The 12752-nt window shown below is 61.7% G+C and carries 8 protein-coding genes and 1 pseudogene; 5 read left to right on the forward strand and 4 right to left on the reverse strand.

Translation table 11 applies throughout. From position 1 onward, the window contains the following. The 3 genes and pseudogenes from KBT70_RS05035 to KBT70_RS05045 all read left to right on the forward strand — a co-directional run. Positions 1-172, forward strand: a pseudogene (locus KBT70_RS05035) (peptide ABC transporter ATP-binding protein); the annotation flags it as partial. Positions 173-178: 6 nt separating this feature from the next. Beyond that, on the forward strand, positions 179-1567 hold the full coding sequence (locus KBT70_RS05040; protein ID WP_296629435.1) for a lyase family protein: 1389 nt from the start codon (positions 179-181) through the stop codon (positions 1565-1567). Positions 1568-1853: 286 nt separating this feature from the next. After that, positions 1854-7064 (forward strand): calcium-binding protein, encoded by a 5211-nt coding sequence (locus KBT70_RS05045; protein ID WP_296629436.1) that lies wholly within the window; start codon positions 1854-1856, stop codon positions 7062-7064. A gap of 153 nt (positions 7065-7217) precedes the next feature. On the opposite strand, the gene phnE (KBT70_RS05050) is transcribed toward KBT70_RS05045, so the two are convergent. From phnE (KBT70_RS05050) to phnC, 4 genes are all read right to left on the reverse strand, one after another. Then, on the reverse strand, positions 7218-8564 hold the full coding sequence (gene phnE, locus KBT70_RS05050) for a phosphonate ABC transporter, permease protein PhnE (protein WP_296629437.1): 1347 nt from the start codon (positions 8562-8564) through the stop codon (positions 7218-7220). Positions 8565-8568: 4 nt separating this feature from the next. Then, the gene (gene phnE / locus KBT70_RS05055) at positions 8569-9438 is read right to left on the reverse strand and encodes a phosphonate ABC transporter, permease protein PhnE (protein WP_296629438.1); all 870 of its coding nucleotides are present in this window, start codon (positions 9436-9438) and stop codon (positions 8569-8571) included. A 69-nt stretch (positions 9439-9507) separates the two neighbouring features. Beyond that, positions 9508-10410 carry a phosphonate ABC transporter substrate-binding protein gene (phnD, locus tag KBT70_RS05060; RefSeq protein ID WP_296629439.1) on the reverse strand — a complete coding sequence of 301 codons (903 nt, stop codon included), beginning with the start codon at positions 10408-10410 and terminating at the stop codon, positions 9508-9510. A gap of 64 nt (positions 10411-10474) precedes the next feature. Continuing rightward, positions 10475-11299, reverse strand: coding sequence for a phosphonate ABC transporter ATP-binding protein (gene phnC / locus KBT70_RS05065; protein WP_296629440.1), 825 nt, complete (start codon positions 11297-11299; stop codon positions 10475-10477). A 152-nt stretch (positions 11300-11451) separates the two neighbouring features. Here phnC and KBT70_RS05070 point away from each other — a divergent pair, with 152 nt between their 5' ends. Further along, complete coding sequence (locus tag KBT70_RS05070) at positions 11452-12009, forward strand: TetR/AcrR family transcriptional regulator (protein ID WP_296629441.1); 558 nt, start codon at positions 11452-11454, stop codon at positions 12007-12009. A 5-nt stretch (positions 12010-12014) separates the two neighbouring features. After that, positions 12015-12404 carry an META domain-containing protein gene (locus tag KBT70_RS05075; RefSeq protein ID WP_296629442.1) on the forward strand — a complete coding sequence of 130 codons (390 nt, stop codon included), beginning with the start codon at positions 12015-12017 and terminating at the stop codon, positions 12402-12404. Positions 12405-12752: the final 348 nt, after the last annotated feature.

Genomic DNA, 12752 nt, shown 5'->3' on the forward strand with positions numbered 1-12752 from the left:
GGATGGCATGACCTGCATCCTCGTTACGCATGAAATGGGCTTTGCCCGCGAGATCGCGGATTGCATCTACTTCACGGATCGCGGGGTGATCGTCGAATCCGGCCCGCCCGCGACCTTCTTTGACAATGCTCAAGACCCCCGCACCCAGCAATTCCTTGCTCAAATCCTGTAGGCGCTCATGACGTATCGCACTGAATCCGACAGCCTTGGCGAGGTCCACTTGCCTCATGGCACGCTCTATGGGTCCAACACCGCACGCGGAGTGGAAAACTTTGCCGGCATGGGCCTGCCTCTCTCGGCCTATCCCGATTTCATGCGCGCCATGGCGCTGGTCAAACGCGCGGCTGCAATGGCCAATCGCGAGGTGGGGGCTTTGGTGCCAGATGTGGCAAGCGCCATCATCACCGCCTGTGACGAGATCGTGGCTGGCGGTCACGTCGAGCATTTTCCCACGCCCCTTTTGGAGGGGTCTGGTGGCACATCCACCAACATGAATTTCAACGAGGTGATCGCAAACCGTGCGGGGCAAATCCTCGGCGATGGGCCGGGATGCTATACGCGGGTCAATCCCAACGATCATGTCAATTGTAGCCAGTCCACCAATGACGCCCTGCCGACAGCGGTCAAGCTGGCCTGTGTGCTGACCGAACCGTCTCTGACCAGAGAAATAGAGACCCTGATTTCGGCGCTGCGGGTCAAAGCCGACGAAACGAGGGACATGCTGCGCACCGGACGCACCTGCATGCAGGCGGCGCAGCCGATGACATGGGGTCAGTATTTCTCGGGTCACGCCAGCGCCCTGTCGCGCGCGTTGTTGGCGGTGCGGGCGGCGGTTGATGCCCTGCGCACGGTCCCGATGGGCGGAACCGCAATCGGGACCGGTCTTGGGGCATGTCCGGGCTATCGCCGCGCCATTGCCCCCGCTCTTTCAGAGGTGTTCGGCATGGAAATCCGTCTGGCGGAGGACGCATTCGATGCAATGCATTCTGCAGACGGGTTTCTGCGCTTGTCGGCAGAGCTTCGCAATCTTTCTGCCATCATGGCCAAGCTGGCCGCCGATCTGGTGATCCTTGGCAGCGACGGGGCGTCGGGTTTGGGCGAAGTGCGATTGCCGCCTGTGCAACCCGGCTCATCCATCATGGCAGGCAAGGTCAATCCGGTGATCCCCATGACGGTTCAACAGGTCTGGATGCGCGTTCATGGCCATGATGCCGCCATCGCCATCGCCGCGCAGTCCGGCCAGATGGAGATCAACCATTTCGAACCGCTGATCGCCCTGTCTCTCTTCGAGCAGATGGGGTTGATTACCGCCGCCGCCCATAGCTTTGCCGCGCGCTGCATCGCCGGACTGGAGGTGGACGAGGCGCGCAGTTACCTCAACCTCGCGCAATCGTTTGGCGTCTCGACCGTTTTCCTGAAAAAGCTGGGGTATGCGCGTGTTTCGGCCATGGCCAAACGTGCGCTCTGCGAAGGCAAGCCGCTGGCAGATATTGCCGTTGAAGAGGGTCTGCTGTCCGACTCTGATATTCGCGATGTTCTGCGCCATGCGGCGGTTCCGGCGGAATGACGGCAGCTATTGGCGCTCGCTTGGTTGCTGCGGCTGATGGTCAGGATCGACACTCGAGACCTGCGCCGGGACGATTTGCCAACCCATAGCGGGCGCTTGGCGCGACCCTGACTCTGGCGTCCTCTGCGGGTCGCAGGCCAGTCCCCGAGGTCGTGGTCTGGGGGTTACGCTTGCCCGATCCCGCTCATTTTGCTACGATTGATGCCATTACTTTTTCGTTCTTCTCAAGACAACGATTTTGGTTGCGGCGGCTTTTACGCGTCGCTGAGACAGAAGGATAATTTCAATGGGCATTGAGCTGGACGCCTACAAGGCGCGCACGGATCAGACTATTCAGAGATTGAGTGACCTTCAGAATGTCACTTCGCGTATTGGAACTCTCTTAACGGCCGCTCAGTTTGGTGTGAAGAAATACAAGACCGCGGACAAAACCGCAGAGAGTATCGACGACTCTCTCTTCACGGTGAGCAATCTTCTGACGGTCGTCGGGTTCGCCTCTCCGCTCAAGGCGCCGGTGACCGCGCTTCAAACCGTTCTGGACCGGATCGAGCCGCCGGTTGACAGGATCGACGACAAGTTCGACGAGATCAGCGGCAAGAATGACACCTCGACCGCCGAGACAGAACAGGATGGTCAGTTTGTCGAGAATGTCGAAACAGCGCTGAGCGCAGCGGGGCTGACGCTTGATGTGGTGTCTGACGCGCTGACCTTGCGTTTGCGACAGCTTGAAATCGCGTCTGCGGCGACGGGCAGTTTCGCCGAGGCGATGGGCGTTGCCACGCGCGGGTCAGAGGCATGGAGCGGCGCGTATTCGGCCCTCGACACATCAATCGAGACGCAGATGGGGCTGCGCAACGCCGCGACCCAAGGCGTCGAGATCTTCTACGCCAACGTCAAGGCAGAGGTGGATGGCTTTCTGGCCGTGCTGGTGGATATCGACTTTGAGAGCATTCTTGGCGAGCTTGTCGACCTTGAGGAAATCGCAAGCCTCTTCGACTTTCTCAAGGCTCCGCTCAGCGCGGCGGAGAGCCTTCTCGCGCCGATCCAGCCGCTGTTGAATGCTGTCGATTTTCTCATCGGGCTTATCGTCAACCCGGTCATAGACTTCGTGATTGAGACCCTCAATCTCGACAGTATTCTGGCAGCCACCGAGGCCGCGATTGACGCGCTTATCCCGTCGATCAATCTCTTGGATGCCTTTGAACGGCTGATCCAGCCGCTACAGGATTTCCTGTTGGAATATATCGTGGACGGGCTTGGCACCATCCCCTTGCTCGACACGGTTGAATCCGCCTTTTTCGGCGGGGTCGTAGGCGAGGCCGATCAAGGCCCGACCGGATGGGGCAATGATGTTGCGAACCTTTTGGCCGGGGACGGCAATGATGACATTCTTGACGGTCTCGACGGCAGCGACACGATCCTTGGGGGTGGCGGCAATGATGTGATCATTGCCGGGGCGGGCTCTGACCTGCTGGAAGGCGGGCCGGGCGTCGATCTCCTTTATTTCGGGGCCAGCTTTACCGAATACGAATTGGCGCGCGATCCCGACACCGGCGATATCATTGTCAGCCACCTTGCGCCGCAAACCGACGTCAACACCGGCATCGACGTTCTGCGCGCTCTTCAGGATGGCGACCATGTGGTCTTTACGGATATTTCCTTTACCGGTGCGGATCTCAACAACGCGCTGATCGGCGGTTCTGTCCTGAATGGCGATCGGAACGGATTTGCCGAGGACGATCTCATGTTCCTCAATTCCACCGGAACGCCGGTGAACGGATTTCACGTGGCCAACGGCCTTGGCGGCGATGACCGGATTTTTGGCTCGACCTTGAACGATCAGCTCAATGGCGGGTCGGGCAATGATGTGCTGGTGCCGGGGCGCGGCGATGATCAGGCCAACGGTGGCTCTGGCACCGATACCTTTCAGGTGCTCCGAGGGGCCAATTCGCGCCTGACCGTGGATCTTGTCGCTGGAACATCCTTCGGTCAGGGCCGGGATACCCTGAGTTCGCTGGAAAACGTGATCGCCTCACCCAATCAGGATCACAAGATCCGCGGCAGCGATGGGGCCAACGCGATCTACACAGGCGATGGGATCGACGTGATCACCGGTCTTGGCGGCAATGACACGATCGACGCAGGTGGCGAGGATGACTACATCATCGGTGGGCGCGGCGCGGATGTGATCCATGCCGGAGCGGGCAATATTGATGTGATGATTTCTGGCAGCGCGGCGCAGGCCGGGATCAGCGATCATTACATCGGTGGCGACGGGTTTGACGTGGTGTCCTACACAAGTTCGGCAAATACGATCCGCTTCGACATCAACGATCAGAACGACGATCCGTCGATCTTGCAGCAACTGAACACCTACATGCAGGACATCGAAGCCAGCGGCCCCGTGCGGATTGATGCAGACACGGGCCGCATCCGCCGCTTTGATCTGGCGGGCAATCTGATCTCGACGGATACGACCGACGGGGTCGAAGGATTCATGGGATCGGATCTGGCCGATACGCTGTTTGGGGCGCCAAACGCCCGCCTCTTGCATGGCGCGGGCGGCGATGACGTGATCCGCACCGGCGGCTCGGAAATCATAAACGGTGGTGAGGGCGATGATCTGATCCTGATCGAAGAGGTCGATGGCGGATCAATCGCGCTTCAGGTCGAGGGGGGCAGCGGCTTTGATCGCCTGCAACTCGACGGGGTGGGGGACGCGCGATGGTTCTACCGCGTCGAAAGCGCCATTTCCCTCACGCTGCGCGCGCATAAAACCACGGTTCAGGGCGAGGATTTGCGCAATTCGGGCGATGTCTTCTTTTCGGTGCGGCCCAGAGGGGTCGAAGAAATCGCCCTGGGCAATTTTGATGATCACGCGGTTTACGCCCCCGGTGGCAGCGCAACGGCGGTGTTCTTGTTGCAGGACGGAAACGACCGGTTCGACGGGGAAAACGGATTTGCCGATGTGCACGCTGGCAATGGCAACGATATTGGAAACTTCAACTCTGGCGGCGGCGGGATATTTCGCGGCGGCGCAGGGGATGATTTCGCGGTCTTTGACGATGCCGGCACCGACAACGCAGCGCTCATGGGGGACGACAACGACGTCGTGCGGATCGAGCGGTTTCGCGGCCATGCCGATGGTGGTGCAGGCTATGACACGATTGCCTTCGATGTGAATTTCAACGCGCGCATCGTCGCCAATCTCGCGGCGGGCACGGTTGTGTCGTTCAACGGTCTGGCTGTCCCCAACTCTGAACAGGTCGGTATGACCTTGCAAGACTTCGAGGTGGTGATCGCCACGGAGTTCAATGATCTGGTCGATGGCAGTGGCCGATCCGAGCAGATCTTGGGGCGTGGCGGCAACGATACGCTGCGCGGGGCAGAGGGCCGGGACAAGCTCTATGGCGGTGCGGGCAATGACACGCTCGAAGGGGGGGCGGACGAGGATTTGCTCCACGGCGGGCCCGGCAATGATCGGCTCGATGGCGGCGCGGGCAATGACACCGCGTCTTATGCCTGGGCGCGCGCCGGGGGCCTGAACGGTGCGATTGTCGCGGACAGTTTCGGCGCGGTGACGGTCAACCTGGAAACGGGTGCCGCGACAGGGGCCTTTGGAACCGATGCGTTGATCTCGATCGAGAATGTGATCGGCACTGGCGGGGATGACCGGCTGATCGGCAATGCGCTGAACAACATGCTGTCGGGTGGCGCGGGGCATGACAGCCTTGAGGGCGGAGGTGGCGACGATATTCTCATCACCGGCTCAGGGGACGACACGGTTGCCGCAGGGGCCGGGGATGATACGGTCGTCGTCGGACTAGGTGCCAAGAGCCTTGATGGCGGTGCCGGGTTCGATACGCTGGATTTTGGCACCTCACGCGGCTCTGTCAACGTCAACCTCGCCACGGGCGTCTATACCGGCACGCTGATCGACAGCGTCCCGCGCTGGGCGGACCTTGATCCGGATGGCGACGGCATCGCCGAGAGCGACGGCACGGAGGCCCGCATCTTTGAAGGTGTGGCCCTGACGCCCCTAGATGTGTTCGAGGCCAATCCAAGCCAATCCAATAGCGCGGACGACGTGACGCGGGTCTTGCCCTCGCTTGAGAACAGCAGCTTTGCGGCGTTTCAGATTGCGTTGGTTGAGGTTGGCGTCGCCACTTCGGGCAGTTTTCTCAGCGTCGAGCGCGTGATCGGCGGGGATGGCAATGATACCGTCGCCGGGACATCTGAAGGGGATGACATATCCGGCGGCGCCGGGCGGGATCGCCTGTCGGGGTTTGCGGGGGACGACCTGCTGACGGGAGGGCAGGGCGCTGATACCCTCGATGCCGGTGCGGGGAATGACACGCTTGAGGGAGGCCTTGGCGATGACAGCTTCGTTGGGGGTGCCGGGTTTGATCTGGTGATCCTTGCGGCAGCTATGAGCGATGTCAGGATTTCGCAAGACGGCGGATTGCTCGCGCTTGTCTCGCCGGATGGCAGGGACACGGTCGATGGCATCGAGCAGTTCCGCTTTTCGGATGCCACGCTCAGCCTTGCACAAGTGCTGAGCTTGCCATCCGCCGGGCGGCAGGAAACCGGAACGTCGGGGAATGACACTCTCACAGGTGGGTCTGGCAACGACACGTTGATCGGGCAGGGGGGCGACGATTCAATCAATGGACTTGGCGGTGAGGATGGCGTCTTCGGAGAGGATGGGAACGATACGTTGTCTGGGGGGGATGGCAACGACTCGATCGCGGGCGCGGATGGTGATGACGAGGTCAGCGGCGGCCCCGGCAATGACAATATCGGCGGCGGACTAGGGAATGATACGCTGCGTGGCGGTGACGGCGATGACATCATCGGGGCAGGGTTCGGGGACGATTCCGTGTCCGGTGGTTTGGGCAATGACGTGGTCGCGGGCGGTGCCGGGAATGACACCCTCTCGGGCGGTGATGGCAATGACAGCATGTCGGGCAGCTTTGGCAACGATCTGATCGACGCGGGCGACGGAGCCGATGACATCGGCGGAGGAACCGGGCGCGACACGATTGATGCGGGGTCTGGCAATGACCGCGTGGGTGGAGGCGAGGGGGATGACAGCATTTCGGGTGGCGATGGCGACGATTTCCTCGCGGGAGGGGGGCGCAATGACACCATCGACGGAGGCGCGGGCAACGACACGCTCAATGGCGGGGCAGGCAGCGATGTGATGGCGGGCGGCGCAGGTGCCGATTTGTTTGTCTTTTCGTCCTTCTCTGACGGCGAAGCGGATGTGATCACCGATTTCGAGGATGATGTGGACAGCTTCCTCATCCGTCGCTTTGATCCCGATACGGGCGCGGAGAACATCACCAATGGCGGCAATGGTCTGGCCGGTTTTTTCGCCGCATTGGGCATCAGAGACACCAGCCTCGGCGCTCAGTGGAACGTGAACGGGCACACGGTATTGTTGGAGGGCGTTTTTGCAGAGTCTCTCAACGTGACTGATTTTACTTTTCTCTGAGCGGATGGCCCGCGAGAACCCCCACACACTCCGCGGCACACCGGTCAGGGTTCGCCCTCAGAGCCTGATTGCCCCTCGTCCGTTGAGAGTATTTGGTCCAAGAAGAAAAGCAGGGGCTGTTTCTTTATGGGTCAAATACTCAAATCCGCCCTTTCAGTGCCCGCTGTCGTCTGAGGTGATGAGCTTGCGGCGCAGCCAGCCGGACAGGGTGTCCATCAGCATCACCATCAGCAGGATGAGGACGATGTAATAGCTGACCTCTTCCCAGTCCTTTTGCGTGATCATCGCCTGGGTGAGCAAGAGGCCGATGCCGCCGCCGGTGATGGCACCGATCACGGTGGCGCTGCGGGTGTTGGATTCGAGGTAATAGAGAAGCTGGCTCAGCAGGACGGGCGTGATCTGGGGGATCACGCCAAAGCGGTAGCGTTGCAGCGGCTTGGCCCCGGTCGATTGCACGCCTTCGATCTGATTTTTATCGACGTTCTCCAGCGCCTCGGAAAAGAGTTTGCCGAATGTGCCGGTGTCCGTGAGCAGGATGGCCAGTGCGCCTGTCATCGGGCCGGGGCCAAAGGCACGCGCCAGCACCAGCGTCCAGATCAGCGCATCGACCCCGCGCAAGAGGTCAAAGACCCGCCGCACAGCGGCGCGCACCGCCAGATAGGGCGAGAAGTTGCGCGCGGCGGCAAAGGCCAAAGGCAGCGCCACCAGCCCCGCCCCCATGGTCCCGAGAAAGGCCATAAGGATGGTCTCGAAAATGGCCCATATCACGTCCTTGTGCTGCCACATGCGGTTGTTCCACACGTCATGTGCCATGGCGGCGAGGTTGCTCTTGCCCTCGACAATGCGGTCTGAGGACACCGCAAGTGCTGCCAATTCCCCCAAGCTCTTGCCATAGAACGGGCTATCGAGCGTGAACCAGAAGAGTTCCCAGCCGAAGTGATAGCGCATGACCTCGGTGCGCGCCCTTGTCAGGGTCACACGGCCTGCGTCGGTGGTGATGTCGACGCGGGCATCGCTGGCGCTGATCCAGTCTGGGATTGTGTCGGTGGGCAGGGAGAGTTTGATACCCTCGCGGCGCGAGACCTCGGCCTCGATCAGCCCATAGCCCGGCACGTCATAGCGCATGGTATTGCCGTCGATCAGCACCTCTTGGCCATGCTTGAGCGTGACAAGCGTGCGCTCGGGGCTCTGGATGTCGACCCAATCGGGGCTGCGCCCCTCGGGCCATGTGCCCTTGTTCTCGCCTTCGACCGCGATGCTGAGCGCGCCGCTGCGGTTGTCGCGGGTGACATGCGTCTTGTAGCTGTAGCTGTCGGCGACGAGGATGCGGGCGTTGTCGAGGCGCGCGCGCTCGGCCAGACCCAGGATGTCGAAGGCAAAGAAGATATAGACAAAATAGGCGAGGATCACGGCCGGAAACGCAAAGGCCAGACGCCGTTTGCGGCGAAAGAACGCGGTGGCGTCAAAACGGGTGGGAAGAACATCGGTCATCATGCTCATGGTCTTAGCCCTCGCCGATCAGCTTGTTGCGGAAATGACTGGAAATCTGGTCAAAGAGCACGATGGTGCCAAAGAGCAGCAGAAAGATCGCCGCGACCTCGTCATAGCGCCCTTGCCCCCAGCTAAAGGCGTTTTTCAGGTCATAGCCGATGCCGCCCGAGCCGACAAAGCCGAGGATGGCAGAGGCGCGGATGTTGATCTCGAACCGCAGGAGCGCGTAGCTGAGATAATTGGGCGCCACCTGCGGGATGACGCCCAGCCACATGCGCTGGCCCCAGGATGCCCCCACCGATTGCAGCCCCTCGACGGGTTTGAGGCTGGCGTTTTCATTGACCTCGGAAAAGAGTTTGCCAAGCGCGCCCATGGTATGCAGCGCGATGGCGATCATTGCGGGCACCGGGCCGCCGCCAAGGATGAAGATCAGCACGAGGGCAATGACAATCTCTGGCACCGCGCGCAGGATATCCATCACGCGGCGGAATAGGCCAATGAGGCGCGGCCATTTGGCAAGGCCGCGCGTGGCCAAGAGCGAGATCATCACCGCGCCGAGCGCGCCCAATAGGGTAGAGGCGGCGGCGATATTGACGGTCTCGATCAGCGAGGGCAGGAATTTGACCATCAGCCCCGGCAGATTGGCGATTTTCTGGCCTGCCTCGGACAGTACTTCGCCCGGAAACTGAAAGATATTGCCGATCCCGTCCCAGAAGCCGCCTGCGTTGCGCGCATCCGCCACGCGAAAACCCGAGACCATGAGGGCGATGAAGACGACCAGCATCACCATGCCATAGAGGCGTTTGCGGCGGGTCATATCCATATAGGCGTCCTGCACGGATTTAACCCGTGCGGCGGCCTGTCCTGCGGTCATATCGGTCATTCTGGTCCCCCGTCATGCGAAACCGGGCCTGCGAGGGTGCAGGCCCGGTCTGGTGTCAGCGTTTGGGCCTTAGTTCGCGGCCTTGCGCGCCTCGATGATCGAGAGATAAGCGTCGTGGGTGACGGGCATAAAGCCAAGCGCCTCGCCCTGAAGCACGCCATACGCGCAATCGGGGTCGATGGATTTCAGCGAGGCCCAGAGGCCCGTGACCTTGAGTTTCACATCCTCGGGCAGCGCCTGACGCAGCACGACGGGGCCTTCGGGGATGGGTTTGGATTTCCAGATTTCAACGATCTGGTTCATGTCGACAAGGCCCGCATCCACGGCCTTGCGCAGCGCGCCCGAATTATAGCCGTCTTCCCATGCGCCCTGACCATCGGCCCAGGTCACGCCCGCGTCGATATCGCCATTGGCGACGGCGACGATGGTCTGCTCATGGCCGCCGGTGAATTTCACTTCGCCAAAGTAATCGCCCGAGTCCATGCTGGCACCGGTTTCCACAGGGATTTCGATCGAGGGGATCAGATAGCCGCTGGTCGAGTTCGGATCGCCAAAGCCAAAGGTCTTGCCCTTCATATCGGCGAGCGAGGTGATGCCGGTCTCTTTGCGGGTAAAGCCGATGGCGTAATAGCCGTAAGAGCCATCCATGTTGACCTTGACCAGAACCGGCTCGACCGCGGTGGGATCGGTCAGGTAGGTCTTGGCATAGGCCGACGCGCCGAGCCAGGCCACGTCGATGGTGCCGCCCAAGAGGCCTTGGATCACGCCGTCGTAATCGGCGGGGGTAAAGACCTTGGTGGGCACGCCGAGCAATTCCTCGGTTTTCACTCGCAGACACTCGTTCGAGGTCATGCGGTCCTGAGCGTTTTCACCGCCAAGAACGCCGATGCGGAATTCGGTGATCTTGTCCTCGGCCAGCGCGGGGCTGACCAGAGCGGTGGTTGCGACGATGGCAGCAAGTAAGGTCTTCATGGATGTCTCTCCGGTTGGGTTGCGACCCGCCACCCCCGGCGGGCCATGGGTGGTTCTGGCGTCGTCAGACCGCCGCCTCGGCTTCGCGCCGGGCGCGGGCTGTGCTGCGGTCGAGCGTTTCAATTGAGGTCGAGGTGCTGTCCTCGGAAAACGAAGCATCGGCACCGTAGATGTCGCGCGCGACACCGGTGGTCAGTTGCGCTGGGGTTCCGTCAAACACGATGCGGCCATGCAGCATGCCGATCACCCGGTCGCAGTAGCGGCGCGCGGTATCGAGTGTGTGCAGGTTGGCAATCACCGTGCGCCCGTCCTCTTCATGGATGCGGCGCAGGTCGTCCATGACCAGTTGCGCATTCATCGGATCGAGGCTGGCGATGGGTTCATCGGCGAGCACGATCTTGGGGTCCTGCATCAGCGCGCGGGCAATCGCCACGCGCTGTTGTTGCCCGCCCGACAGCGCCTCTGCGCGTTTGGGGGCATGATCGGCGATGCCAAGCCGGTCGAGGATTTCGATGGCGCGGTGAATATCGGCGTCGGGATAGAGGTTGAACATCGTGGCGAGGGTCGAGCGGCGATTGAGCGTGCCGTGCAGCACGTTCGAGACTACATCCATGCGCGGAACGAGGTTGAATTGCTGAAAGATCATCGCGCAGTCGGATTGCCAGGCGCGCTTGTCGCCGCCCTTGAGCGCGGTCACATCGCGCCCCTCGAAGAGGATCTGGCCAGAGGTGGCATCGGTCAGGCGGTTGATCATCCGCAGGAGGGTGGATTTGCCAGCCCCCGAGCGACCGATGATGCCGATCATCGCCGGTTTTTCGACGGTAAAGGACACCTTGTCGACGGCGGTATTCTGGCCAAAGGTTCTGGTCAGTTTCTCGATGCTGAGCACGGTCGATGCCTCCTTGGGTCGGGCCACCACCTAACGTCGGTTCTCAAAGAGTTTGCGACAGACGCGTAAAACTTTTGCGACAGGCGTTTTACAGGCCCCCCGCGACAGTCCCGCCTCTTGCGGGGGGCAGGCGGGCTGCGTATGGCTGAGGCATGACCGCATTGCGCCGCCCCCGCTTGACCCAAGATGACTGGCTGTTGGCCGGGTTCGAGGCGCTGTGCGAAACAGGTCCGGCGGCGCTGGGGGCAGAACCCTTGGCGCGGCGGTTGGGGGCGACCAAAGGGTCGTTTTACTGGCATTTCACGGATGTTCCGGCCTATTCCGCGGCGCTTTTGACGCTGTGGCAAGACGAGGCCGCGCGCGTGCTGGAGGCGGCATCGGAGGCGTCCACAGAGGTGGCGCGGCTGCGGGGATGCGCGCAGGCGATGGCCGCCACCGCAGAGGCCGAGAGCGTGACCCTGCGCGCCGAATCAGCGATCCGGGCCTGGGCCGGGACCGATCCTGTCGCCGCAGAGGCGGTGGCGCGGGTGGATGAGATGCGTTTGGCGCGGCTCCATCGGCTGCTTTCTGCCTGCGACATCGGCAATCTGGAAATGGCGCGGATTCTCTATGCCTCCGCCATTGGCATGCAGGCGATGCGCGATCCCGCGCAGGATCAGGCCGCGCCTGCCATCGGATCGCTGGTCGATCTCATTCTGGCGCTGAGGTAGGGCCGATGCGGCTGGTTCTGGCGGTCATGGCGCTGTCGGTGCTTGGCTACTGCAAGGATGAGACCGTGACGGGCTATGGTGGGGCCGAGGCGGTCTGGCATCTGGAGAGCCTTGACGGTGCAGCGTTTCCCGCGCGCGCCACGCTCATGTTTCCGGCAGAGGGGGAATTGGCGGGCGAGGGGCCTTGCAACCGGTATTCGGGACGGCAGACCGTGCCCTATCCGTGGTTCGCCGCCCAAGATGTCACCGCAACCAAGCGCGCCTGTCCGGAGTTGGCAGAAGAGGCGCTGTATCTGACGGCGCTGGCCGAGATGACATTGGTCGAGGTTCTGGGCGACGTGATGATCCTGTCCAATGACGCTGGCCGCGAGATGGTGTTTCGGGCGGGGGAGTAGGGGTGCCGTCGGGCGCTCCTAGAGTATCCTGCGTCTGATCGGGTTCACATCTCCCTAGCGCCTAAGCCGGGGCCGCTACGCTGCCTCGACGAGGTCCCGGGGCAAGCCCGGGACGGGTGTGTTTTCGATGGAGCGCAACACGCCCTAGCACCAAAGCGCGGAATCAAGGTGCCGCAGGCACCGCCGCGCAGCGGTCATGCCGAAGGCATGCCTCCGCCATGACCCACCCCGACGCACCGTGGGGGTGCCACTTTGACCCACCATGCCTTTGGCGTGAAGGGCTGGCGCTTTTACTAGGTAGCAACACACTGAGAGTGCTGAAGTATCTGGCGACGCTAAAGTGCAAGC

This window comes from Roseovarius sp. (assembly GCF_018066915.1).
In the GTDB taxonomy this organism is placed as follows: domain Bacteria; phylum Pseudomonadota; class Alphaproteobacteria; order Rhodobacterales; family Rhodobacteraceae; genus Roseovarius.